The sequence below is a fragment of the Streptomyces sp. NPDC104313 genome, from assembly GCF_055583985.1.
Genome location: NZ_JBVJMW010000005.1, coordinates 225,541 through 250,702 on the forward strand (window position 1 = coordinate 225,541; position 25,162 = coordinate 250,702).

Consider the following 25,162-nt stretch of genomic DNA (forward strand, 5'->3'; position numbering starts at 1 on the left):
GTGCGCCGGCCTCGGCAACCGTGCCGCCCCTCCCGCGCCGGTCAGCGTACGAGCAAGCCGCCTGGCCCGCATTCCTATCCCCCGCTCACCCACGGGTAGAGTTCCGCGCACATCCTTTCGGGGAGTGCGTGGGACGTACGGTGACGGGCGGGCGGGGAGACCAGCGATGGGGCAGCCGGAGTACGACAAGACCGAGAAGCCCCTGATCGACCAGCTGGTCGCGATGGGGTGGAAGCATGTGCGGGGAGGGCCGCCCGGCGAGCCCGCGACCCTGGCGAGTGCTTCCGGGCGCACCTCTTTCACGCAGGTCGTGTACGAGGATCGGTTCCGTGACGCCGTGGCTCGGCTCAACCCCGACCCCCGCGCCGACGACGGCCGGACCTGGCTCTCTCCGGCGCAGTTGGATCACCTTCTGGCGCGTGTCAAGGGAATCGCGCCCGGCCAGGGTCTCCCCGGACGGGGCGCGGCGGGGAACCGCGAAGCGACCGACATGCTCCGGATCGGCATCAACGCCCGTACCGTCCCCGGCCGGACTCCCGAGGATCCCGAACACATCCGTCTGGTCGACTGGGACGGCGAGTTCGGTCCCGTAGGCAGGGGCCAGGCGGAAGGCGCCGCCAGAGGAAACGATCTTCTCGCCGTTTCCCAGTTCCGGGTGGAACGCAAGGACGCCGAGCCCGTCACCCCCGACCTCGTCCTGTTCGTCAACGGTCTGCCCTGGGTGGTGATCGAGGGCAAGGCCCCCCTGCTGACCGAAAGAGACAGCAGGGCCGCGCTGGACGCCGCCGTCGATCAGGTCATCGGCTACGCGGGTGCCGGTTCGGCGGCTCCCGTCGCCGAGTTCGTACGGTACGCGCAGGTGCTCATCGGTACGGACCGTGACCACGCCGAGCTGGGGACCGTGACCGCCGGCCCGGAGCACTTCGCGCCCTGGCGAACGGTTCGGCCCCGTTCGGAAGCCGACGTGCGCGCCGATGTCGGCAAGAGCGAGAGCACGCCGCTGACCGCTCAGGACGTACTCGTGGCGGGTGTTCTGTACCCCGCCCACCTGTTCACCCTCGTTCGCGACTTCACCACCTGGACCGGGCACGGTAACCGTGCGGGGAAGATCATCGGCCGATACCAGCAGTTCCGGGCCGTTCTGACCCTGTCGGCACGGCTTCGGGACCGGAGCGAGGCGGTCGCGGCCGAGCGCGACGTCTCTCAGCGGGGTGGGGTGATCTGGCACACCCAGGGCTCCGGCAAGAGCCTGACCATGGCGTTTCTCGTTCGGCATCTGCGAAGCAACCCGGACCTCGCCGGCCACAAGGTGGTGGTCGTCACCGACCGGATCGACCTGGAGAAGCAGATCCGGCGGAGCCTCATCGCCAGCGACGAGAAGGTGCACCGTGCGTCGAGCGTGAAGAGCGCGCGCAAGTACCTGGCCGTCGATGTGCCCGATCTGGTGCTGATCACGCTCCAGAAGGCGCGCAAGGACGACTCGGCGGACGACGGCAGCGCCGAGTCCCTCGGTGAGGAGAGCGAGGAGACCGAGGACACCGACGAGGACGAGCCCGACGGCAAGGGCAACGAAGCCCGGATCCACAACCTGGTCGCCAACCCCCACCACACCGTCGTCGTCCTGATCGACGAGGCACACCGGGGGAACTCCCACTGGCAGCACGCCAGGCTGCGCGCCATGCTGCCCAACGCTGTACTGGTCGGCTTCACCGGTACCCCGATCATCGACAGGCGCCGGAAGACGACCGAGAAGATCTTCGGCGCGTTCGCTGACACCTACACCCTCCGTGACGCCGAGCGGGACGGGTCCGTGGTACCTGTGCGCTACGAGGCGTACGCGGTGCCGCTCGAAGTGATCGAGAAGGCGGCGCTGGACGCCGAGTTCGACGAGAAGATTCCTGGTGATCCGCAGCAGAGGGTCCGGGTGCTGGACAAGTTCGCGCGGCGGAAGGAAATCCTGGAAGCACCTTCCGTGATCGCGGCGAAGGCCGATCACATCCTTCACCACTGGGCTACGTCGGCCCTCCCGGACCGGTTCGGCGCTCAAGTGGTCGCGGTCTCCAGACTCGCGGCCGTCCGCTACCGAACGGCCCTGATCGTGGCGCGGAACCGGCTGCTGGAACGTCTGGACGCGCTGGACCCCGACCTTGCACACGATCCGCTCGCCGCGCTGCATGCCACGGACGAGGAGCGCGAGCTGCTCAACCTGCTGCCGCACCGGCACATCCTCGCCTCCCTCGATGCGGCCGTGGTGATCTCCAAGTCCCAGCCGGGGAAACCAGAGGATCCTGAGGACTGGAAGTGCTGGACCACGAAGTCCCACCAGGACGCGCACATCGCGCAGTTCAAGGAGGGCATCGGGGATCCGCTGGCGGCTGCCGATGATCCGTCCTGGGACGTCGATCCGCACGGCACGGTCTCGCCGGGGTGGGGGACCGCGGCAGCGGACGGCGAGGTCTGGCACGAAACGCCCCAGGAGGAGGACGGCCGGCGCGAGGAAGCCCCGACGGAGGGTGTCGCCGAGAGCGAGGAGGCGCCCATGGCCTTCCTCGTCGTCCAGTCCATGCTCCTCACCGGCTTCGACGCCCCCGTCGAGCAGGTCCTCTACCTCGACCGTGCCATGAAGGGAGCGGGCCTCCTCCAAGCCGTGGCGCGCACCAACCGCCCCTGGCGGGCGAAGAAATGGGGGCAGGTCGTCGACTTCATCGGCATCGGTCCCGAACTGGCACGTTCCCTCGCCGCCTACGACCAGGAACACCTGCGTCAGGTGTTCGGCTACGACGACGTTTCGGTGGAACACCTCGACCGGACCTCGGGCGATGTTCCGACCGGAGAGTCCGGCGTGGGATCCGACGACCTCCGCAGGGCTGGGCCCGCTCGTGAGGGGCTGCTGCTCCAGTCGGACGTCGCAGCCAACGTTCTGCTGTCCGATCTGGAGAAGAGGATCCGCGCGTTCCTCGGTATGGATGCTGCCCTGCTCGCCGACGAGGCCCAGCGTGAGGACCTGCTCGCGAGGCTCGCGGACCCGACGCTGTGGGGCGAGTTCGACGAACTCGTACGAGACTTCCTCACGGCCGTCAACGCCGTACTGCCACGCCCCGAAGCCCTGAGATACGAAGCCGCTGTCCGGCAGCTCGGGGAGACACAGATACTGGCCAGGCGCCGCTATCTGGACGGACGGGATCAGTTCAGCCCCCGCCGTTATGGCGCGAAGGTACGTCAGCTGATCTCTCAGCACCTCCGGGTGACCGGGATCGAGCAGCGAGTCCCGCCGGTGGAACTCACCGACGTCAACTTCATGGAACGGGTCGATGCCAACCGCGACCCGCGCGCCAGGACGGCGTACATGACCAGTTCGCTCGATCTGCACATCACCGCGCACATCGCCTCCGACCGTGGGCGGTACACCAAGTTCAGCGAGCGGCTCGACGAGATCACCCGACGCATGGCGCAGGACTTCGAGCAGGCTGCCGCCGACCTGACCGATCTGATCCGGGACGTGAACACACCGGCCGAGGAGCCCGACGAGGCGGGCGGACTGGCCCCCCGGACCGAGCAGCCCGTCTACCGGCTCCTGCGCCAGCAGTTCGACGAGTCAGGGGTGACCGGAATTCCGGCGGGGGCCGACTTCTACCAGGCCTCCCAGGGACTGGCGGCGGACATCGCAGCGCTGGTGCGACCGGCACAGTTCGTGACACTGGCCGATACGCAAGACCGCGTCCGCAAGGTGCTCCGCTTCAAGCTGGAGCTGCGTCTCGACATGGACTGGGACCACACAGGTCCGCTCGCCAACCTTCTGCTGGAGTTGGCGGTCGAGCGGCGGGAGGACTTCCTCGGGTATCGCCCGGACGCTTCGTAGGTCCCGGCGGCGGTGACAGACCCGGGTGGTAGGAATGTCCGGTGAGCACATCCGTCCAGCAGGCGATCGCGGCACTGCCCGTCCCCGGGGAGTGGCTGTGGGACGTCGTCGTGCGGCCCCGGCGACGCACTCTGGGCATCGAGGTGACGCCCGACGGCAGTGTGCTGTTCACCGTGCCGGCGGACGCCGATCCGGCTGCCGTCGCCGACGCCGTACGGTCGAGGCTGCCACGGCTGGCACGGGAGGTCCGGCGTAGGCGGGAACGCCCCGCCGAGCCGGTCAAGGACCTGATCGGCGGCACCAGCTTCAGCTACCTCGGAAGGCGCCACCGGCTGAGAGTCGTTTCCTCGGACTCCTCAACCTCTTCGAGGGAGGCACAGCGGGTGCGGCTCTACCGGGGCTGGCTGGAGTCGCCACGGCTGGCGACGACCGAAGAGGAAGCGCTCCGGATCACCGAGTGGTACAGGGCGTGCGGCGATCGCTGGCTGTCGGCGCGGCTGCCTTCCCTCGCGTCGCGTATAGGAGTGACACCGCGACCGGTCGTGGCCCGTGATCTCGGCCGCCGCTGGGGCGCCCTGGAAAGGGACGGGTCCGTCTCGGTCCACTGGGCGCTGATGCAGTTGCCCCCCGCTCTGGTCGATCTGGTCCTTATCCATGAGCTGTGTCACCTGCGGGCTGCCGGACATGGTGCCGAGTTCCGTCGAGAGGTGCGGCTCGCGCTGCCGGGCGCGGATGAGCTGGAGCTGTGGTTCGCGGAGGAGGAGCCTCACCTTTGGCGTGGGACAGTTCGGTCGCGCTGACACCGCCCGCCACGACGTCCCGCCGCGAGCGGGTGCCGGCGGGCGGCTGAGGCCGGGGCCCCGTCCGGATCGGCGGATTCCAGGGGCGGTCACGACGCGCGAGGTGCGTCACCGCCCTGCCGGCTCACGACGCCCGGCGGTACGCGTACACGTCCTTCACGTCCTTGGCGAAGAAGTCCGCCAGCACCGGGGCGATCACCTGGGGCGCCACCTCGCGCATCTGGCCGGTCAGGGTGCGGTGCCGGCCGCGTGGCAGGGCCTCGGCCAGGGTCCGGGTCGCCGCGCGCGCCGGGGCGCTGCTGAAGCCGCCGCAGATCACCAGCGTCCGGGCGGCGACGGCCGCGAACCGCTCGACCGGGACCGCCCCGTCGCCCAGCAGGGCGTCGTCGTACGCCAGTGTGTGCGCCATCGCCTCCAGCTCCGCCCACACCGGGGCGCGCCGCATCAGGGCGGCCGTCTCCTCCGCGACGCCCGTCATCGACAGGAACAGCTCCACCGCCCCGCCCCGGTCCCCGGCCGCCAGCAGCCGGTGCAGCCGGGCCGTGAACAGCAGCCCCGACGCGCCCGGCGTATAGGGCGGCTCGTACACGGCGAGCAGCTCCACCGGCAAGCCGGCGGCGACCGCCTCCAGGGCCAGCGCCCCGCCCGACGACATCCCGAAGACCGACGTGCCCGCCCCCGCGACCCCGACGACGGCGGCCAGATCCTCGACCTCCCGCGCCACGGAACAGCGCCCGGCCTCACCACTGGCGCCCCGGCCCCGGCGGTCGTAGGTGAGCACCGTGAAGCGCGGCGCGAGCAGGGCGGCCAGCGGCGCGTCGGCCGCCGAGACGCTCAGCGCCCCGTCGACCAGCACCAGCGGCGGGCCGTCGCCCCGGCGTCGGTAGGCGATCGGCGTGCCGTCGGCGGAGGGAATCCTGTCCATGGGAGAGAAGACCGGGGTGGTCCGGGAAACTCATCGCCGCGGCGGAGAGAACTTCTCGCGACCCCTTCCCTGCCCCGTGACGTGGAGCCCGTACCGCGGGTCAGGGGGCCACCGCCTCCGTGGCGTAGAAACAGAAGTGGTCCTTGATCGCGGCGACTTCGGGCTTCGGGTCCGGGTAGGCCCAGACGAGATCGGCGGCCCCGGGCCGCGACCAGTAGGAGGCGTCCCCCTTGAACGGGCAGTGGGTGGAGGTGTCCGACGGGGAGAGCAGTTCGGTGCGGACGTCCTCGGGCGGCAGGTAGTAGCGGACCGGACAGCCGGTCTCGCGGAGCACGAGCGGGCGGCGGCTCTCGGCCAGCACCTGCCCGTCGTGCACCACCCGGACGTGCTCGGTCCCCGGCTCGACGGTGATGCGGTGTCCTCGTGTGGTGGTCATGCCTGTTGCAGCGGTGTACGAGGCCGTATTCTTCCCCGCTTTCTTCCCCGCTCCTCGCTTTCTTCCCCGCTCCTCGGCGGTGGCCGGAATTCTCCCCCGGGACGAGGGAGCCGACGGGGGAGTGTCCGAGGCGGGTCGTACGGTTGGCGCATGAACATCTGCGTCTTCCTCTCCGCCGCCGACCTCGACGACCGCTACACCGTGCCTGCCCGGGAGTTCGCCGAGCTGCTCGGCAGGGGCGGGCACACCCTCGTCTGGGGCGGATCGGAGCGAGGCCTCATGAAGGTCGTCGCGGACGGCGTGCGAGCGGCGGGCGGACGGCTCGTGGGAGTGTCGGTCGACTTCCTCGCCGCGAGCGCCCGGACGGATGCCGACGAGATGGTGATCGCCCGTGACCTCGCGGAGCGCAAGGCGCTCCTCCTGGCGAAGGCCGACGCCGTCGTGATCATGGTCGGCGGGACCGGGACGCTCGACGAGGCCACCGAGATCCTGGAGCTGAAGAAGCACGGCAAGCACAACAAGCCGGTCGTCCTGCTCAACACGGCGGGTTTCTACGACGGGCTGCGCAGGCAGTTCCAGCGCATGGAGGACGAGGGTTTCCTGCCCGTCCCCCTGACCGACCTGGTCTTCTTCGCCAAGGACGGCGTCGGCGCGCTCGCCCACCTGGAGGAGTCCGCCGGGCACCAGTGAGGAGGGGTGTCCGCCGGACCCGGTGATCACGGCTCCACCTAGAATCGCCCCCATGGCTACCCACCTCATCACCGGTGCCGGTTCCGGCATCGGGGCCGCTGTCGCCCGCCGCCTCCTGGAGCGCGGCGAGGACCTCGTCCTGCTCGCCCGCGACGCCGGCCGCGCCAAGGAGTTCGCCGACCGCTACCCGGGCGCGCGCACGCTCGTCGGCGACCTCGGCAACCCCGACCGGCTTTCCTGGGCGTTCGGCCAGCAGTCCATGCCCGAGCGGATCGACACCCTGTTGCACATCGCGGGCGTCGTCGAACTCGGCGAAGTCGGGGAGCTCACCCCCAAGGCCTGGCACTTCCAGCTCAACGCCAACCTGATCGCCCCCGCCGAGATCACCCGCCTCCTGCTCCCGCAGCTCCGCGTCTCCCAGGGCCAGGTCCTGTTCGTGAACTCCGGGGCGGGTCTCGCCGCCCACTCCGGGTGGAGCGCGTACGCCGCGAGCAAGCACGGTCTCAAGGCGCTCGCCGACTCCCTGCGCCATGAGGAGCACGGCAACGGGGTGCGCGTCACCACCGTCTACCCGGGCCGCACCGCCGGCCCCATGCAGGCCAAGGTGCACCAGCAGGAAGGCAAGGAGTACGACGCGGCCCGCTGGATCGACCCCGAGTCGGTGGCCACCACGATCCTGATGGCGATCGACCTGCCGCGAGACGCCGAGGTCAACGACCTCACCGTCCGCCCCGGACGCTGACGGTCCCGAGGAGCAGGTCCCCCGCCCCGGACCGTAGGCTTCCCGGGTGAGCGAGAAGAGCAAGTTCAGCGGGTGTCCGGCGACCGGTATCGGGTCGATGCCCGGGGGAGACGCGAGGGAGGCGGCGAAGACCGTCACCGGCTCCTTCGCCGACGGCCAGGGCATGCCGTATCTGGCGGAACTGCCCGCGCGCGGGCCGGGCGCCGACATGATCGGCCGGACCATCGGCATGCTCGTCGAGATGTACGGGCACGTCGAGCCGAGCGGCTGGCGGATCAGCGACCGGCCCGGCCGCGACACCCGGCGCGCCCGCTCCTGGCTGGGGGAGGACCTGGACGCCCTGGAGGAGTTCACCCAGGGGTACGAGGGCTTGCTCAAGGTCCAGGCCGTCGGCCCCTGGACGCTCGCCGGAAGCCTGGAACTGCGCGGCGGCGAAGCCATGCTGGCCGACCCCGGCGCCTGCCGCGACCTGGCCGGATCCCTGGCCGAAGGACTCCGCGCCCACCTCGCGGAGGTCCGCCGCCGGATGCCCGGGGCCGAGGTCGTCCTCCAGCTGGACGAACCCTCCCTGACAGCCGTCCTACTGGGCCGGGTCCGCTCCGCCAGCGGCTACCGCACCTACCGAGCCGTCGACCGCCAGGCCGTCGAGGGGACCCTGCGTGATGTCCTCGCCGCGGTGGGCGAGGACGGCACGACGCTCGTCCACTCCTGCGCCCCCGAAGTGCCGTTCGCACTGCTGCGCCGGGCCGGGGCCGACGGGATCTCGTTCGACTTCTCCTTGCTCACCGAGCGTGAGGAGGAGGCGATCGGGGAAGCCGTCGAGGGCGGCACCCACCTCTTCCTCGGCGTGGTGCCCTCCACGGACGCGGCTTCGGAGGGATTGTCAGACCCGGGCGGTAGCGTCATGGGGGTCAGGACGCTGTGGAGCAGGCTGGGGCTGAATCCGGGGACTCTCGCCGAGTCCGTCGCGATCACCCCGTCGTGCGGTCTCGCGGGCGCGTCGCCCGCGTACGCCCGCACCGCGCTCGCCCACAGCGCCAGAGCGGCGAGGTCGCTCGCGGACAACCCTGAGTGACGGGGACGACGGGCAAACGGGAGGACGGGACGATGGCCGGCGAACAGCGGGTGGAGCAGGAGAGCTCGGTTCCGGCGGACGTGCGGGAGAAGCACGCGCTGCTGGCCGAGCAGGTCGAGGAGCACCGCTTCCGCTACTACGTGAAGGACCAGCCGGTCGTCAGCGACGGCGAGTTCGACCGGCAGCTGCGCCTCCTGGAATGCCTGGAGGAGGAGCACCCGGCGCTGCGCACCCCGGACTCCCCGACCCAGAAAGTCGCGGGCCCCTACCGCACGGAGTTCACCTCCGTCGAGCACCGCGAACGCATGCTCTCCCTGGACAACGCCTTCGACGACGAGGAGCTGGCCGCCTGGGCGGACCGGGTCGCCAAGGACGTCGGCACGCCCGACCACCATTTCCTGTGCGAGCTCAAGGTCGACGGCCTCGCCGTGAACCTCACCTACGAGCAGGGTCGCCTGACCCGGGCGGCGACCCGAGGCGACGGCCGCACCGGCGAGGACATCACTCCCAACGTCCGGACGATCGCCGAGATCCCGCACCGGCTGAAGGGCGAGAACATCCCCGCCCTCGTCGAGATCCGCGGCGAGGTCTTCTTCCCCATGGAGGACTTCGAGGAGCTGAACGCCCGGCTGGTCGCCGCCGACGACAAGCCCTTCGCCAACCCGCGCAACGCGGCGGCCGGATCGCTGCGCCAGAAGGACCCCAAAGTCACCGCCACCCGCCCGCTGCACATGGTGGTGCACGGCATCGGCGCCCACGAGGGCCTGAGCATCGACCGCCTCTCCGCGGCCTACGAGCTGCTCCACACCTGGGGCCTGCCCACCGCCCAGCACAACAAGGTCGTCGACTCCCTCGCCGGCGTACGGGAGTTCATCGCGTACTACGGCGAGAACCGGCACTCCGTGGAGCACGAGATCGACGGCGTCGTCGTCAAGCTCGACGAGATCCCGCTCCAGGGACGCCTGGGCTCCACCTCGCGCGCCCCCCGCTGGGCCATCGCCTGGAAGTACGCCCCCGAAGAGGTCAACACCAAGCTGGTCAACATCCGCGTCGGCGTCGGCCGCACCGGCCGCGTCACCCCGTACGCCCAGGTGGAGCCGGTCGAAGTGGCGGGTTCCGAGGTCGAGTTCGCCACCCTGCACAACCAGAACGTGGTCAGGGCCAAGGGCGTCCTCATCGGCGACACCGTGGTCATCCGCAAGGCGGGCGAGGTCATCCCCGAGATCCTCGGCCCCGTCGTCGACCTGCGCGACGGCACCGAGAAGGCCTTCGAGATGCCGACCCACTGCCCCGAGTGCGGGACGGAACTGCGCCCGATGAAGGAGGCCGACATCGACCTCCGCTGCCCCAACGCCCGCACCTGCCCGGCCCAGTTGCGCGAACGCGTCTTCTACCTCGCCGGGCGCAAGAGCCTGGAAATCGACCACTTCGGCTATGTGGCCGCCGCCGCCCTGACCCGGCCCCTGGAGCCTGCCGAGCCCGTCCTCAAGGACGAGAGCGACCTGTTCTCCCTCACCATCGACCAGCTGCTGCCGATCCGGGCGTACGTCCTGGACCAGGACAGCGGGCTGCCCAAGCGCGACCCGAAGACCGGCGAGGAGAAGATCGCGACGGTCTTCGCCAACCAGCAGGGCGAGCCGAAGAAGAACGCGGTGGCCATGCTGGAAGGCATCGCCGCCGCGAAGGAGGCCCCGCTCGCCCGCATCCTCACCGGGCTCTCCATCCGGCACGTCGGACCGGTCGCCGCCCAGGAGCTGGCCCGTCAGTTCCGCTCCATCGAGCGGATCGACGAGGCGAGCGAGGAGGAGCTGGCCGACGCCGACGGCGTGGGGCCGACGATCGCGGCCTCGGTCAAGCAGTGGTTCGCCGAGGACTGGCACCGCGAGATCGTGCGCAAGTGGCGCGAGGCCGGGGTGCGGATGGCGGACGAGGGATCCGACGAGGACGAGGGCCCCCGCCCCCTCGAAGGACTCACCGTCGTCGTCACCGGCACCCTCGCCGGCCACACCCGCGACGGTGCGAAAGAGGCGCTCCAGACGCTGGGCGCGAAGGTCGCCGGATCGGTGTCGAAGAAGACCGCCTTCGTGGTCGTCGGCGACAACCCCGGCTCCAAGTACGACAAGGCGATGCAGTTGAAGGTGCCCGTGCTGGACGAGGACGGATTCGCGATCCTGCTCGAACAGGGACCCGAACGTGCCAAGGAGGCGGCCCTGCCCGCCCCGGAAGCCGGGCCCGGATCCGACCCGGAAAACAGCGGGGAGTAACCACCCGCCGGACCATCGTTCGCCCACTGTTCTCCGGATCGAGACGCCTTCGAGACGCCTGCCCCGGCGTGGCGCGGTCCGTACGGGGAAGGAAACGGGGCAGAGGGTGAAGAAGGGGCCGCCGTTCCCCGAATGGCCCTGCCGCGCCACCCGTTCAGGGCAATAGCAGATGGTGACGGGCGGTCGGTTCGCATTCGGGCAAGAGCTGTGGAGCGCTGCCCCTGGAAGCCTTTCGCCGCCTACTGTTGAGAGGTGCGCCCGCCGTGCACGGCTGCTCGACCGGGCCGTGGTGCCACGGGAGCGGGCGCCACCGAGGGACATCGGCACCGCCGGCTGTGAGAGGGACGGAATGAAACCGACCGAGAGCACCGCCCCGGTGTCGCGGCTGCAAGGTTTCGTCGGCCTCACGCCCCCCGTGGGCGCCGCCGTCGTGGGGATCGCCGCGGTGCTGCTGGCGGTCGGGTCCTACCGGACCGTTCAACAGGGACACGCGCTCTTCCCGGACGGTGCGGTGGGCTGGTCCCTCGCCGTGCTCACCGGGATCATCGTCGGCCATCTGGTGGCGCTAGGCCGCGACCGGTGGTGGGGCGGCACCGGCTCCGGAGCCGCCCTCACCCTCGCCGTGCTGCTGCTGTTCGGCTGGCTCCCGGCCGTGCTGGTCAGCCTCGCCGTCGTGGTACTCGTCGGGACCGCCCGCAGACACCGCTGGTGGCAGGGGCTCCTGCACGGCGGGGTGGACATGCTGGGCATCGGCGCGGCGGCCCTCGTACTGGCAGCCTTCGGCGAGGTGCCCACCGTCGAGGAACCCTGGCAGCCACTCGACTGGGGCATCGCGGCCGTCCCGGAACTGCTCCTGACCGCATCGACGTATCTGCTCGTCACCCGGGTCCTGCTGTGGTACGCCCAGGCCCCGCACAACGGCGGGCTGCCCACCATCGCCCGTACCGCGATGCTGCGGCAGGGCCTCGTGGCCGTCGCGCTCCTCGGGCTCGCCCCGCTGATCTGCGCCGTCGCGATGTCCATGCCCGTCCTGCTGCCGCTCTTCGCGGTACCGCTGATCGCCCTCGACTCCACTCTCTGGATCGCCCGCGCCCGCGCCGAGGAGCAGTTGCGCGACCCGCTGACCGGGCTGCCCAACCGCCAGTGGCTGCTGGAGCGGACCTGGTCGGCGCTGGAGGACGCGGAGTCCATCGGCACTCGCTCCGCCCTGGTCCTCATCGACCTGGACCGCTTCCGCGCGGTCAACGACACCCTGGGCCACCTGGCCGGCGACCGGCTGCTGCTGCAGATAGCGGAGCGCCTGCGGCTCGCCCTTCCGCGCGGTGCGGAGGCAGCCAGGCTCGGCGGCGACGAGTTCGCCGTCCTGCTGCCGCACACCGACTCCACCACCAGCGCCCAGCAGGTCGCCCGCCATCTGGTCGCCGAGCTGTCCTCGCCGCTGGACCTCGACGGACTGACCCTCGTCCTGGAGGCCAGCGCCGGAGTCGCGGTCTACCCCGACCACGCCCTGGACGCCGAGGGCCTGCTGCGGCGGGCGGACGTCGCGATGTACCAGGCCAAACGGGACCGCACGGGCGTGGAGGTCTACGAGTCCAAGCGGGACAGCAACACCCCCGACCGGCTCGGGCTCCTCGGCGACCTGCGCCGGGCGCTGGACGCGAGCGAGGTCGAGCTGCACTACCAGCCCAAGGTCCGCTTCGACGGGCAGGTCGCCGGCCTGGAGGCCCTGGTGCGCTGGGTGCACCCGGAGCGCGGCCGGGTCCCCCCGGACGAGTTCATCGCGATCGCCGAGTCCTCCGGGCTGATGCCGCACCTCACGGAGTACGTCCTGGAGACGGCGCTCGCCCAGGTGGCCCGCTGGCGGGCGCAGGGCCTGTTCGTGCCCGTCGCGGTCAACGTCTCCCCGCGCGACGTCCACACACCCGGATTCGCGGGGAGCGTCGCGGCCCGTCTCGCCCGTCACGGCGTGCCCGCGGGAGCGCTCCAACTGGAGATCACCGAGCATGTGCTGCTGGAGGACCCGCAGCGCGCCGCCGACACCCTGGCCGGGCTCACCGCGCACGGCGTGAAGATGTCGCTGGACGACTTCGGCACCGGCTACTCCTCCCTGGTCCACCTGCGCAGACTGCCGGTCTGCGAGCTGAAGATCGACCGGTCCTTCGTGGCCCGGCTGGCGGTCGACCACGAGGACGCGGAGATCGTCCGCTGCACCATCGACCTCGCCCACTCGCTCGGCCTGGTCGTCGTCGCCGAGGGCGTCGAGGACGACGAGACGTGGGAGCGGTTGCGGGATCTGCGGTGCGACGCGGTGCAGGGCTGGCTGGTGGCGGCCGCGATGCCGCCGCAGGAGACGACGGCCTGGCTGCGCGCGCGCGGCGAGCACGGCTGGCGCAGGCCCGCCGAGCTGAAGGCCCAGGCGGCCGCCGCCGCGGCGACCGGGTCGGCCACCGGCTCGATGAACGCGTCGCTGAACGGCGCGGTGAACGGGACGGCGGAGACCGAAAGCCCCTGAAGGGCGCCCTGGGCAACGCCCTTCGGTGAGCCCCGGGCCCCCGGCCCGGGGCTCACCCCTTCCCGGACCCCGCCGCCCGGAAAGGGGTAGCCCGATCGGGGCGGGGCACCCGTCCCCGGGAGACCCCATAGGATTGGGGGCGGTGGCACATTTCCACCTGCCGCGCGACGCCTGGCACGCACGCTCGCCGCGTTGCCGAAACGCCCACGTGGCTCCGCCACGAGGGCGCTCCGGCGCCTTGCGATCGCACGCACCGTACGCCGCGCGGCCCGCCCTTGGGACGGACGGTGGAATGTGTCGCCGACCCCAGCCACAACCACACACCAACCCCTGAGGATCGCTGCATGCCTGGCATCACGCGCGAGGAGGTCGCCCACCTCGCCCGGCTGGCGCGTCTGGAGCTGAAGGGCGAAGAGCTAGATCACTTCGCCGGTCAGCTCGACGACATCATCGGCGCGGTCGCCCGCGTCTCCGAGGTCGCCGACCAAGACGTACCGCCGACCTCCCACCCGCTGCCGCTGACCAACGTCATGCGCGCGGACGAGGTCCGTCCGTCGCTCACCCCCGCGCAGGCGCTCTCCGGCGCCCCGGCCCAGGAGCAGCAGCGTTTCAAGGTGCCGCAGATCCTGGGGGAGGACTAACCGCCATGACGGACATCAGCATCATCATCAAGCTCACCGCGGCCGAGATCGCCGGGAAGATCGCCTCCGGCGAGCTGACCGCCGTCGAGGTCACCGAGGCCCACCTGGCCCGGATCGACGCGGTCGACGAGAAGGTCCACGCCTTCCTGCACATCGACCGTGAGGGCGCCCTCGCCCAGGCCCGTGCCGTGGACGCGAAGCGGGAGGCGGGCGAGAAGCTCGGCCCGCTGGCCGGCGTCCCGCTCGCGCTGAAGGACATCTTCACCACCAAGGACATGCCGACCACCGTCGGTTCCAAGATCCTTGAGGGCTGGGTCCCGCCGTACGACGCGACGCTCACGCGGAAGCTGCGCGCCGCCGACGTCGTCATCCTCGGCAAGACCAACATGGACGAGTTCGCCATGGGGTCCTCCACCGAGAACAGCGCCTACGGCCCCACCGGCAACCCCTGGGACCTCACCCGCGTCCCCGGCGGCTCCGGCGGCGGCTCCTCCGCCGCCCTCGCCTCCTACGAGGCCGCGCTCGCCATCGGCACGGACACCGGCGGCTCGATCCGCCAGCCCGCCGCCGTCACCGGCACGGTCGGCGTCAAGCCCACCTACGGCGGGGTCTCCCGCTACGGCATGGTCGCCTTCTCGTCCTCCCTCGACCAGGGCGGGCCCTGCGCCCGTACGGTCCTGGACGCGGCGCTGCTCCACGAGGTCATCGCTGGGCACGACCCGCTGGACTCCACGTCCATCGACGCCCCGGTCCCGCCGGTCGTCGAGGCCGCCCGCAACGGCTCCGTACAGGGCATGCGCGTCGGCGTCGTCAAGCAGTTCCGCGGCGAGGGCTACCAGGCCGGTGTCCTCCAGCGGTTCGACGAGTCGGTCGAGCTGCTGAAGTCGCTGGGCGCGGACGTCGTCGAGCTGGACTGCCCGTCCTTCGACCTGGCGCTCTCCGCGTACTACCTGATCGCGCCGTCCGAGTGCTCCTCCAACCTGGCCCGCTTCGACGCCATGCGTTACGGCCTGCGGGTCGGCGACGACGGTACGAAGTCGGCCGAGGAGGTCACCGCGCTCACCCGTGAGGCGGGCTTCGGCGACGAGGTCAAGCGCCGCGTCATCCTGGGGACGTACGCGCTCAGCTCCGGCTACTACGACGCGTACTACGGTTCGGCCCAGAAGGTCCGCACCCTCATCACCCAGGACTTCGAGAAGGCCTTCGAGCAGGTCGACGTGATCGTCTCCCCGACGACGCCGACCACCGCCTTCCCGATCGGTGAACGCGCCGACGACCCGATGGCCATGTACCTCGCGGACCTGTGCACCATCCCCACCAACCTGGCCGGCAACTCCGCCATGTCGCTGCCCTGCGGCCTGGCCCCGGAGGACGGTCTGCCGGTCGGACTGCAGATCATCGCCCCCGCCATGAAGGACGACCGGCTCTACAAGGTCGGAGCGGCCGTCGAGGCCGCCTTCGTGGAAAAGTGGGGGCACCCGCTGCTTGAGGAGGCTCCGTCGCTGTGAGTGCCATGGCAAAGAAGGCCAGTAACTTCAAGAAGTCCAAGACCGGGCTGTACGTCTCGCTCGGCAGTACCGCGTTCGGCGCGATCAGCATCGCCAAGCAGGCGAAGCTCGCCCGCCAGGACAACGACGTGCTGCGGCTCGTCGACGCGGCGGTCTCCGCGGCCGCCATCGTCACCGGACTCGCGATCCTCTATCGCGAACTGAAGCGTCTCGGCGACGACGACGTTCTGCTGGGCTGAGAGGGATAAGTTTCACCGTGACTGTCACTGACCTGGTGTCGTACGAGGACGCGCTCGCGTCCTACGACCCCGTCATGGGCCTCGAAGTCCATGTCGAGCTCGGCACAAAGACGAAGATGTTCTGCGGCTGCTCCACGGAGCTGAAGCAGGACGCCAACTCCCAGACCTGCCCGGTCTGTCTCGGACTGCCCGGCGCGCTGCCGGTCGTCAACGAGATCGGCGTGGAGTCGGCCATCAAGATCGGTCTCGCGCTCAACTGCGAGATCGCCGAGTGGTGCCGCTTCGCCCGGAAGAACTACTTCTATCCGGACATGCCGAAGAACTTCCAGACCTCCCAGTACGACGAGCCGATCGCCTTCGAGGGCTATCTGGACGTCCAGCTGGAGGACGGCGAGATCTTCCGGGTGCAGATCGAGCGCGCCCACATGGAGGAGGACACCGGCAAGTCGACGCACGTCGGCGGCGCCACCGGCCGTATCCACGGCGCGTCCCACTCCCTGCTCGACTACAACCGGGCCGGTATCCCGCTCATCGAGATCGTCACCAAGCCGATCGAGGGAGCAGGCGCCCGCGCCCCCGAGGTCGCCAAGGCGTACGTCGCCGAGCTCCGCGAGCTGATCAAGGCTCTCGGGGTGTCCGACGCCCGCATGGAGATGGGCCAGATGCGCTGCGACGTCAACCTGTCGCTGCGCCCGCACGGCCGTGAGGCGTTCGGCACCCGCTCCGAGACGAAGAACGTGAACTCGCTGCGTTCCGTCGAGCGGGCCGCGCGCTTCGAGATCCAGCGGCACGCCGCCGTGCTGTCCTCGGGCGGCACCATCGTGCAGGAGACCCGGCACTTCCACGAGGAGGACGGCTCCACCACGGCCGGCCGCATCAAGGACAACGCCGAGGACTACCGCTACTTCCCCGAGCCGGACCTGGTGCCCGTGGCACCGGCCCGCGCGTGGGTCGAGGAGCTCCGCAAGGGCCTCCCCGAGCTTCCCCGGCTGCGCCGGGCGCGGCTCAAGGAGGAGTGGGGTGTCTCCGAGCACGACATGCAGTCCATCCTCAACGCGGGCGCGGTCGACCTGATCGTCGCCACGAGCGAGGCGGGCGCACCCTCGGACCAGGCCCGCAAGTGGTGGATGGGCGAGCTGGCCCGTAACGCCAACGAGACCGGCCGCGGTCTGGACGAGCTGCCGATCACCCCGGCGCAGGTCGCCCGGGTGGCCGCGCTCGTCGCCGCGGGCGACCTCAACGACAAGCTGGCCCGCCAGGTCATCGAGGGCGTCCTCGCGGGCGAGGGCGACCCGGACACCGTCGTCGAGAAGCGCGGCCTGAAGGTCGTCTCCGACGAGGGCGCGCTGTCCACGGCCGTGGACGAGGCCATCGCGGGCAACGCGGCCATCGCGGACAAGATCCGCGGCGGCAAGGTCGCGGCGGCGGGCGCGCTCGTCGGCGCGGTCATGAAGGCCACCCGAGGCCAGGCGGACGCGGCGCGCGTGCGCGAGCTGATCCTGGAGAAGCTCGGCGTCGAGGGCTGATCACCCGCGGTTCGATCCACCGATCACGTCCCGGAGGGGCGGTGCGCCCGCGCAGTGCGGGCGCACCGCCCCTCCGGCCGTGGACCGTCCCCGGCTCGGGGCACCTTGTGCGAGAGCGCTTTGCCCGAAGCCCCTCGCCTGCGAGGCCCCTGCCCGAACCCCATGACCTGCGAGGCTGCTGCCCGAACCCCATGACCTGCGAGGCCCCTGCCCGAAGCCTCTTGCCTGAGAGGGCCCCCTGAACACCGTCCTCGCCGAGATCGTCTCTCTCGCCCTCCTCCTGGGCGTCCTCGCCTTCGCCGTCCTGCGCCCCCGGGGCCTGCCGGAGGCGACCGTCGCCGTGCCCGCCGCCGCCCTCGTGGTGGCGGTGGGGGCGGTGTCCTGGCCCGAGGCCCGCGAGCAGATCGGGGAGCTGCTCCCCGTCGTCGGGTTCCTCGCCGCGATCCTGGCCCTGGCCCGGCTCTGCGCGGACGAGGGGCTGTTCCGGGCCGCTGGTGAGATGGTCGCCCGCGCCTGCCGGGGGCGGACCGGCCCGCTCCTCGGCGGTGTCTTCGCCGTCGCCTCGATCGTCACCGCCGTCCTCAGCCTGGACGCCACCGTCGTCCTGCTCACCCCGGTCGTCCTCGCCACCGCCGCCCGGGTCGGCGCACGGCCACGCCCGTACGTCTACGCCTGCGCGCACCTGGCCAACTCCGCGTCGCTCCTGCTCCCCGTCTCCAACCTCACCAACCTGCTGGCGTTCACCGCGAGCGGCCTCTCCTTCACCCGGTTCGCCGCGCTGATGGCGCTGCCGTGGCTCGCCGCCATCGCCGTCGAGTACGCCGTCTTCCGCCGCGCGTTCAAGGCCGACCTGGCCGCCGGGGCGCACGCTCCGGATCCCGGCGCGGAGCGCACGCCCGTCCCCGTCTTCGCGCTCGTCGTGCTGGCGCTGACCCTGGCCGGGTTCGTCGTCACCTCGTTCGCGGGCGCCGAGCCACTGTGGGCGGCGCTGGCGGGGGCCCTGGTGCTCGCGGTACGGGCGCTCGCCAAGCGGGAGACCACCCCCCTCGCCGTGGTCCGCTCGGCCAACCCGCTGTTCTGCCTCTTCGTCCTCGCACTCGGGGTCGTCGTCAAGGCCGTCGTCGACAACGGACTCGGCGACGGGATCGCCGCCCTGCTGCCCGACGGCGACACCCTGCCCGCGCTGCTCGGCATCGCCGTGGTCGCGGCGCTGCTCGCCAACCTGATCAACAACCTGCCGGCGATCCTCGCCCTGCTGCCGATCGTCGCCGCGGCCGGGCCCGGACCGTTGCTCGCCGCCCTGATCGGGGTGAACCTCGGGCCGAACCTCACCTACGTCGGGTCGCTGGCCACGCTCCTGTGGCGGCGCATCCTGCACGCCCACGGGGATGCCCCGGAGCTCGGCCGGTTCACCCGGCTGGGACTCGCGACCGTACCGGCGACGATCCTGGCCTCCACGCTCGCGCTCTGGGCATCGCTGCACCTCATCGGTGTCTGAGGGCTGTTCCGCAGACGGCCGGTTGGACTTCTCGTCGGACCTCTTGGACGTTCACCACCGGTCCGTACGCAGTCCTTCCCGACGCCACCTGGGCTGGCTAGCTTCCCGGCTGTAACCACCGGAACCAGGAGGCTCTTTTGACCACGGACATGTCACGGCGGCGGCTCTTCGCGCTGGGCGGCGGCGCACTCGGCGCCGCTGCGGCCGGATCGTTCCTGCCGCCCTCGCTCCAGGCCGCCATCGCCGCGCAGCCCGCCCACGCGAGGTCCGGCGGGGCAGGCCTCGACTCCATCAGGCATGTGGTGATCCTGATGCAGGAGAACCGCTCCTTCGACCACTACTTCGGCACCCTGCGCGGTGTACGTGGCTTCGGCGACCGCAACGCCATCGAGCTGCCCACCGGCGGGACGGTGTTCGAGCAGCCCGCCGCGGCCGGCTCCACCGTGCTGCCCTTCCCGGTGCGCGGAGCGGCCGAGGAGCAGAAGAAGGACCTTCAGTACATCGGTGCCCTCGACCACTCCTGGAACGGCGGCGCGAAGGCCTGGGGCGGCGGCTGGATGAACGGCTGGATCAGCGCGAAGACCGCGGCGACGATGGCGTACTACGACCGCCGCGACATCCCGCTCCACTACGAACTGGCCGACACCTTCACCGTCTGCGACGCCTACCACTCCTCGATCCACACCTCCACCAGCCCCAACCGCAACCACCTGTGGAGCGGGAAGACCGGCTTCGAGCCGAACGGGAAGCGGGCCGTCGGCAACGACGCGTACAACGAGGGCACCCACCCCGGCTACGACTGGTCCACCTACGCGGAGCGGCTGGAGAAGGCCGGGCGCAGCTGGCGGACGTACACCGAGTGGGAGAACTTCACCGACAACCAGATCGAGTTCTACGCCACCTTCAAGGCGATCGCCTTGAAGGCGCTGGCCAGGACCGGCGGGCACACCTACATGGAAGCCTTCTACGCGAAGGTCCGGGGCGCGTCCGAGGCCGAGCGGATACGGCTCCTCGGGCTGCTGGAGGAGGGCGTCGCCACCCTCACCCGGCGCGAGCGCAGCCTGTTCGAGCGGGGGCTGCGCCGGGTTCCGACCGGGACGCTGGCGGACGAGTTCGCCAAGGACGTGGCTGCCGGGACCCTCCCCGCGGTCTCCTACCTGGTCCCCTCGGCGATCGACTCCGAGCACCCGAGCGTCTCCTCGCCGGTGCACAGCGCCACCGTCGTCTACAAGATCCTCGACGCGCTCGGCCAACACCCCGACGTGTGGCGGCACACCGCCGTGCTGATCAACTACGACGAGAACGACGGATTCTTCGACCACGTCCCGCCGCCCGTCGCACCGCCCGAAGTCACCGACGAACAGTGGGAGGGCCGGCCCACCGGCCTCGGGATCCGGGTGCCGCTGCTGGTCGTCTCGCCCTGGACCGTCGGCGGGTACGTCTGCTCCGAGGTCTTCGACCACACCTCCATCGTCCGCTTCCTGGAGCGCTGGACCGGCGTGAAGGAACCCAACATCGGCGACTGGCGGCGGCGCGTCACCGGCGATCTCACCTCCGCCTTCGACTTCACCCGGGCCCGGCGGCTGCCCGCCGTCGAGCAGCCGGGGGCGATCCCGCCGCTGAGCGGACGCTGGCAGCCGAAGCCGCCCGCCGTCCAGCGGCTCCCCGCGCAGGAGCCCGGCGCACGCCCGGCGCGCCCGCTGCCGTACCAGCCGGACGCCCGGGTGCGGCGGTCGGGCGACACCCTGCGGGTGGAGCTCGTCAACACCGGCAGGTCCTCGGCGCACTTCGCGCTGTACCCGTACGCGGGCGAGTTCCCGGCCCCGCGGCACAAGGACGTCCGGGACACCGCGCACTGGACCGTCCCGCTGACGGGGGAGGCGTACCGCTTCACGGTCACCGGGCCGAACGGCTTCCGGCGCGAGTTCGCGGGTCCTGCCGACGGAGGAGCGGAGGTCGCCACCCGCATCGACCACCGCGACCGCGACCTGCACCTCACCCTGCGCAACAACGGCCGCCGGTCCCTGACCTTCCTGGTGCGCCCGCTCGGCTACGTCGACGAGGACGACGCAGGGGACTGGACCCGTCGCGTCACGGTCAAGCCGGGCCGAAGCAGGGCCCTCGTCCACTCGGCGGCCGACGCGCAGGGCTGGTACGACCTCGCCGTCACCGTCGACGGGGAGGACGGCTTCCGGCGGCGGCTCATGGGACACATCGAGAACGGCCGCGCCAGCGTCTCCGGCTGACCCGGCCCGAGCGCCGCAGGGCTTGATCCGCCCGTGTAGGGAACAGATCAAGCCCTGTGACCATGGCCACGAAACGGACAAAGGATCACGTTCTGCTGACAGAGTGGCGGTCTCAGGTCATGAGACGTTTGCGGGCAGATCATGTTATCTGCGGGTAAAGGTCCACGAACCCGCAGGGAGCTCATCCGTTGGCTGCCATCGCCCGCTGGTGCATCAGGCACCGTCTCGTCGCCGTCCTCATCTGGCTCGCCGCCCTCGGCGGGACGGCCGCCGCGGCCGGCTTCGCGGGTTCGGCGTACTCCAACGACTACGAGGTCCCCGGTACCGAATCCGGCCGGGCCGCCGAACTCCTCTCCCGCGGCTTCACCGACCTCGGCGGCGACACCGACACCGTCGTCTGGCACACCACCGGCTCCACGGTCCGGGCCGCCGACGTCGAGCAGACCATGACCCGGACGCTCCACGCGATCGAGGACCTGCCGGGAGTCGGCGCGGTCACCGGCCCCTACGGAGCCACCGGACCCGGCCAGATCAGCGAGGACGGCCACACCGCGTACGCCACGGTCACCTTCGACCACCCCGCCGACGAGATCCCCGCCTCCCAGGCCCAGGCCCTCGTCGACACCGCGAAGGCCGCCGAGGCCGACGGGCTCCAGGTCGAGCTGGGCGGCACCGCCGTCGCCCTCACCGAAGCGCCCTCCGTCCACCTCGCCGAGGGCATCGGCGTCGTCGTCGCGGCCGTCGTGCTCTTCCTCGCCTTCGGCTCGCTCGCCGCCAGCCTGCTGCCGATCGCCACCGCCCTGGTCTCCGTGGGCACCGCCTACGCGGGCATCGTGCTGCTCGGCCATCTGATGACCGTGGCCGACTTCGCCCCGATGCTCGGCATGCTCATCGGGCTCGGCGTGGGCATCGACTACGCGCTGTTCATCGTCACCCGGCACCGCAGAGGGCTTCGGCGTGGCATGTCCGTCGACGAAGCGGCGCAGAACGCCGTCACGACCACCGGGCGCGCCGTCGTGTTCGCCGGGGCCACTGTCTGCATCGCCCTGCTCGGCATGCTGATCCTGCGGCTCGACTTCCTCAACGGCGTAGCCATCGCCGCCTCGCTCACCGTCGTCCTCACCGTGCTGGCCTCGGTCACCCTGCTGCCCGCGCTGCTCTCCCTCATCGGGACGCGGGCGCTCAGCCGCCGCGAGAGACGGCAGCTCGCCGAACACGGACCGCGGCTCGAACGGCTCACCGGGTTCGCCGCCCGCTGGTCCGCCTTCGTGGAGCGGCACCCCAAGCTGCTCGGCTCCATCGCGGCCGTCGTCATGCTGGTCCTCGCCCTGCCCGCGCTCGGCCTCCACCTGGGCACCTCCGACCAGGGCAACAACCCGGCCACCGCCACCACCCGGCAGGCCTACGACCTGATCGCCGACGGCTTCGGACCCGGCGTCAACGGCCCCCTCACCATCGCCGCCCAGCTCGACGGCGCCGACGACCGGCTCGCCCTGGACTCGCTCCCCGAGAAGCTGCGCGCCACCGAGGGCGTCGCGTCCGTCAACCCGGTCACCTACAACAGCGCCGGCGACACCGCCTTCCTCACGGTCGTCCCCGACTCGTCCCCCCAGTCGCAGGACACCAGCGAGCTGGTCGACCGGATCCGGGGCGAGGTACTGCCGCCGGTCCAGGCCACCACCTCGCTGGAGGCCCACGTCGGCGGGGTGACGGCGAGCTACGACGACTTCGCCGAGATCATCGTCGGGAAGCTGCCGCTCTTCGTCGGGGTCGTCATCGGACTCGGCTGCCTGCTTCTCCTCCTGGCCTTCCGCTCCATCGGCATCCCGCTCAAGGCCGCCGTGATGAACGTGGCCGCCGTCGCCTCGTCCTTCGGCGTCGTGGTGGCCGTCTTCCAGTGGGGCTGGGGGAGCGAGCTGCTCGGCCTCGGCAGCGCCGGGCCCATCGAACCCTTCCTCCCCGTGATCATGGTCTCGGTCCTCTTCGGCCTCTCCATGGACTACCAGGTCTTCCTGGTCGGCCGGATGTACGAGGAGTGGCTGGCGACCGGCGACAACCGGCGGGCGGTACGGGTCGGCCTCGCCGAGACCGGCCGGGTCATCAACTCCGCCGCTGTGATCATGATCTCCGTCTTCCTCGCCTTCGTGCTCAGCGGTGACCGGGTCATCGCCATGTTCGGCATCGCGCTGGCCACCGCCGTAGCCCTGGACGCCTTCGTCCTGCGGACCCTGTTGGTGCCCGCCCTGATGCATATGCTCGGCGGGGCGAACTGGTGGCTGCCGGGCCGGCTGGAGAAGTGGCTGCCCCGGATCAGCATCGAGCCGCCGGACCGCGTACCGCTCCGTGCGAAGATTCCCGAGGCACGCGCGGCGGACGGCACCGAAACGTCCGGGGACGTTGCCCACCCGGTCCGGGAATCCGAGAAGGAGCACGATGTTCGTCGTATCGCTGGGTGACGACAAGGCGGAACTCCGCCCGCTGGAGGTCTGGCAGGCCGAGGAGTTCCTCGCCCACCTGGACCGGGCCCGCGAGCTGACCGACCTCTGGATCCCGTTCGCCTCGCACGCCACCGACCTGGAATCGGCGCGCACCCTGCTCCAGCGGTACGCGGAGAAGCAGGCGGCGGACACCGGCCGGCTGTACGGCGTCTGGCTGGAGGGCACCCTCGTCGGCGGCGTTCTCTTCCGGATCTTCGACGCGGAGTCCGGCAACTGCGAGCTGGGCGTCTGGCTGGAGCCGGCCGCCGAGGGCCGCGGTCTGATCACCCGCGCCGCCGAGCTCCTGATCGACTGGGCGGTGTACGAGCGCCGGATGCACCGCGTGGAGTGGGACGCCTCCGCCGCGAACACGAAGTCGATCGCGGTGGCGAAGCGGCTCGGAATGACCCGCGATGGTGTGATCCGGCAGAACTACCTCCATCGGGGGGTACGCCACGACTCCGAGATCTGGTCCGTTCTCGCCCCGGAATGGCGGGCCCGCACCGGGCGCTGAGCCCCGGCACCGCCACGTCGCGGGCCCGGCGCGGCTCCGGCGTTAAGGGGCTTCTCATCCGGGCCCCCTAGCGTGCGGCGCATGAACACCACCCCCTCCAAGACGACGACTCCGTCCACGACCACCCCGCCCGCCGGGACGACCGATCCCGCCGAGGTCACCGCCGACGCCGTCGCGGAGGAGGCGACCGCGAAGGACACCCTGGTGAAGGACCCCGCGACGCGGGACGCCACCGGTACGCCGTCGGAGACCGCCGACTCCGTGACCGCCTCCGACTCCGACGACCTCGCCGGGCAGTCCGACGAAGAGGACGAGGACGAGGCCCTGGAGCCCGACCCCTTCGACGAGGCCCGGCACGGCGTCGGCGCGGGCGCGGCCGCCGTCGTTTCCGCCGCCCTGGGCATCGTCGCCCTGACCGGTGCGTGGACCGGCCGGGTCGCCGCCGAGCGCGAGACGCTCATCGGCCAGATCCAGACCTCCGGCGGCGGCAGCGCGGCCCAGCAGATCTCCGAGATCTACGGGGACGCCTGGCACACCACCGCCCTGGTCAACGGCGTCTTCGCCGTCCTGGCCCTGCTCGTCGGCGTCTTCGTCCTGGTCCGCCCCGCCTTCGGCGCCGCCTCCGAGCGCCCGCAGCCCACCTGGGTCCGCGCGGTCGCCCTGGCCGGTGTCGCCCTCGGCGTCATCGGTGTGCTGATTTCCGCGGGCATGTACCTCGACCTCTTCTTCTCCCTGCCCACCGCGGGCGCCCCGGCCGGCGGCTGACCCCGGCCCGAGGCCTCGTACGGCACGCGTCCGGGTCGTGTCCGGCGGATCCGGTAAGGATCCGCCGAACACGACCTGAGGCCTCCGCCCACCCTCGGGCACCCGGGGGCCGGCCCTAAGGCCCCCACCACCGCGAAGATGCGGAACTCGCCCGATGCGGCGCCCCCTCCTGGCCGACGACAGTGGACACACAGCGAACACAGGGCCCCGGCCGACCGGCCGGGCACCCCTCCGGTCCGCTGCCACGACGAGGAGCCAGGGGCACACCATGTACGAGTACGAGCTCTACCGCTCCACCTCCGCCGAGCTGATCCGCCGGGCCGACGCCGAGCGCGAGATCGGCCGGGCCCGCCTCGCCCGCCGGGCCGCCCGCCGCCCTGGACGCGGTGATCCCGAAGGGAAGGCGGTCGAGGGCGACCGCACGCGCTTCGCTCCCGCCGCCTGA

General features: G+C 71.3%; 19 protein-coding genes. 17 read left to right on the forward strand and 2 right to left on the reverse strand.

Features of this window, described 5'->3' with window-relative positions:
* Positions 1-166 precede the first annotated feature (166 nt).
* Positions 167-3,859 carry a type I restriction endonuclease subunit R gene (locus tag ACZ60Q_RS14510; protein ID WP_469633272.1) on the forward strand — a complete coding sequence of 1,231 codons (3,693 nt, stop codon included), beginning with the start codon at positions 167-169 and terminating at the stop codon, positions 3,857-3,859.
* Between the two features lie 41 nt (positions 3,860-3,900).
* Entirely contained in the window at positions 3,901-4,659 is a 759-nt protein-coding gene (locus ACZ60Q_RS14515; protein ID WP_469633275.1) for a M48 family metallopeptidase, read from the forward strand.
* 124 nt (positions 4,660-4,783) lie between these two features.
* Here ACZ60Q_RS14515 and ACZ60Q_RS14520 read toward each other — a convergent pair whose 3' ends face one another.
* Both ACZ60Q_RS14520 and ACZ60Q_RS14525 read right to left on the reverse strand, forming a co-directional pair.
* Complete coding sequence (locus ACZ60Q_RS14520; RefSeq protein WP_469633278.1) at positions 4,784-5,584, reverse strand: alpha/beta fold hydrolase; 801 nt, start codon at positions 5,582-5,584, stop codon at positions 4,784-4,786.
* 100 nt (positions 5,585-5,684) lie between these two features.
* A complete protein-coding gene (locus ACZ60Q_RS14525) occupies positions 5,685-6,020 on the reverse strand; it encodes a DUF427 domain-containing protein (protein ID WP_469633280.1) in 336 nt (111 codons plus the stop codon).
* Between the two features lie 150 nt (positions 6,021-6,170).
* Here ACZ60Q_RS14525 and ACZ60Q_RS14530 point away from each other — a divergent pair, with 150 nt between their 5' ends.
* The 15 genes from ACZ60Q_RS14530 (at position 6,171) to ACZ60Q_RS14600 (ending at position 25,162) form a co-directional block, all read left to right on the forward strand.
* Complete coding sequence (locus ACZ60Q_RS14530) at positions 6,171-6,710, forward strand: LOG family protein (protein WP_469633282.1); 540 nt, start codon at positions 6,171-6,173, stop codon at positions 6,708-6,710.
* 52 nt (positions 6,711-6,762) lie between these two features.
* Positions 6,763-7,452 (forward strand): SDR family oxidoreductase, encoded by a 690-nt coding sequence (locus ACZ60Q_RS14535; protein WP_469633285.1) that lies wholly within the window; start codon positions 6,763-6,765, stop codon positions 7,450-7,452.
* A 46-nt stretch (positions 7,453-7,498) separates the two neighbouring features.
* Positions 7,499-8,527 carry a methionine synthase gene (locus ACZ60Q_RS14540; RefSeq protein WP_469633287.1) on the forward strand — a complete coding sequence of 343 codons (1,029 nt, stop codon included), beginning with the start codon at positions 7,499-7,501 and terminating at the stop codon, positions 8,525-8,527.
* A gap of 32 nt (positions 8,528-8,559) precedes the next feature.
* Positions 8,560-10,791 (forward strand): NAD-dependent DNA ligase LigA, encoded by a 2,232-nt coding sequence (ligA, locus tag ACZ60Q_RS14545; protein ID WP_469633289.1) that lies wholly within the window; start codon positions 8,560-8,562, stop codon positions 10,789-10,791.
* 349 nt (positions 10,792-11,140) lie between these two features.
* A complete protein-coding gene (locus ACZ60Q_RS14550; protein WP_469633291.1) occupies positions 11,141-13,303 on the forward strand; it encodes a putative bifunctional diguanylate cyclase/phosphodiesterase in 2,163 nt (720 codons plus the stop codon).
* 344 nt (positions 13,304-13,647) lie between these two features.
* On the forward strand, positions 13,648-13,944 hold the full coding sequence (gatC, locus tag ACZ60Q_RS14555; RefSeq protein ID WP_003966094.1) for an Asp-tRNA(Asn)/Glu-tRNA(Gln) amidotransferase subunit GatC: 297 nt from the start codon (positions 13,648-13,650) through the stop codon (positions 13,942-13,944).
* A gap of 5 nt (positions 13,945-13,949) precedes the next feature.
* The gene (gene gatA / locus ACZ60Q_RS14560) at positions 13,950-15,452 is read left to right on the forward strand and encodes an Asp-tRNA(Asn)/Glu-tRNA(Gln) amidotransferase subunit GatA (protein ID WP_469633294.1); all 1,503 of its coding nucleotides are present in this window, start codon (positions 13,950-13,952) and stop codon (positions 15,450-15,452) included.
* 5 nt (positions 15,453-15,457) lie between these two features.
* Positions 15,458-15,691 (forward strand): hypothetical protein, encoded by a 234-nt coding sequence (locus ACZ60Q_RS14565; RefSeq protein ID WP_018492329.1) that lies wholly within the window; start codon positions 15,458-15,460, stop codon positions 15,689-15,691.
* 17 nt (positions 15,692-15,708) lie between these two features.
* A complete protein-coding gene (gene gatB, locus ACZ60Q_RS14570) occupies positions 15,709-17,217 on the forward strand; it encodes an Asp-tRNA(Asn)/Glu-tRNA(Gln) amidotransferase subunit GatB (RefSeq protein WP_469633297.1) in 1,509 nt (502 codons plus the stop codon).
* Between the two features lie 259 nt (positions 17,218-17,476).
* On the forward strand, positions 17,477-18,715 hold the full coding sequence (locus ACZ60Q_RS14575) for an SLC13 family permease (RefSeq protein ID WP_469633834.1): 1,239 nt from the start codon (positions 17,477-17,479) through the stop codon (positions 18,713-18,715).
* Between the two features lie 137 nt (positions 18,716-18,852).
* Positions 18,853-20,961, forward strand: coding sequence for a phosphocholine-specific phospholipase C (locus ACZ60Q_RS14580; RefSeq protein ID WP_469633299.1), 2,109 nt, complete (start codon positions 18,853-18,855; stop codon positions 20,959-20,961).
* A gap of 188 nt (positions 20,962-21,149) precedes the next feature.
* Entirely contained in the window at positions 21,150-23,417 is a 2,268-nt protein-coding gene (locus ACZ60Q_RS14585) for an MMPL family transporter (RefSeq protein ID WP_469633302.1), read from the forward strand.
* The gene (locus tag ACZ60Q_RS14590) at positions 23,395-23,952 is read left to right on the forward strand and encodes a GNAT family N-acetyltransferase (RefSeq protein WP_469633305.1); all 558 of its coding nucleotides are present in this window, start codon (positions 23,395-23,397) and stop codon (positions 23,950-23,952) included. The genes ACZ60Q_RS14585 and ACZ60Q_RS14590 overlap by 23 nt, the downstream gene beginning before the upstream one ends.
* An 81-nt stretch (positions 23,953-24,033) precedes the next feature.
* Positions 24,034-24,717, forward strand: coding sequence for a hypothetical protein (locus tag ACZ60Q_RS14595; protein ID WP_469633307.1), 684 nt, complete (start codon positions 24,034-24,036; stop codon positions 24,715-24,717).
* Positions 24,718-24,985: 268 nt separating this feature from the next.
* Positions 24,986-25,162 carry a hypothetical protein gene (locus tag ACZ60Q_RS14600; protein ID WP_469633310.1) on the forward strand — a complete coding sequence of 59 codons (177 nt, stop codon included), beginning with the start codon at positions 24,986-24,988 and terminating at the stop codon, positions 25,160-25,162.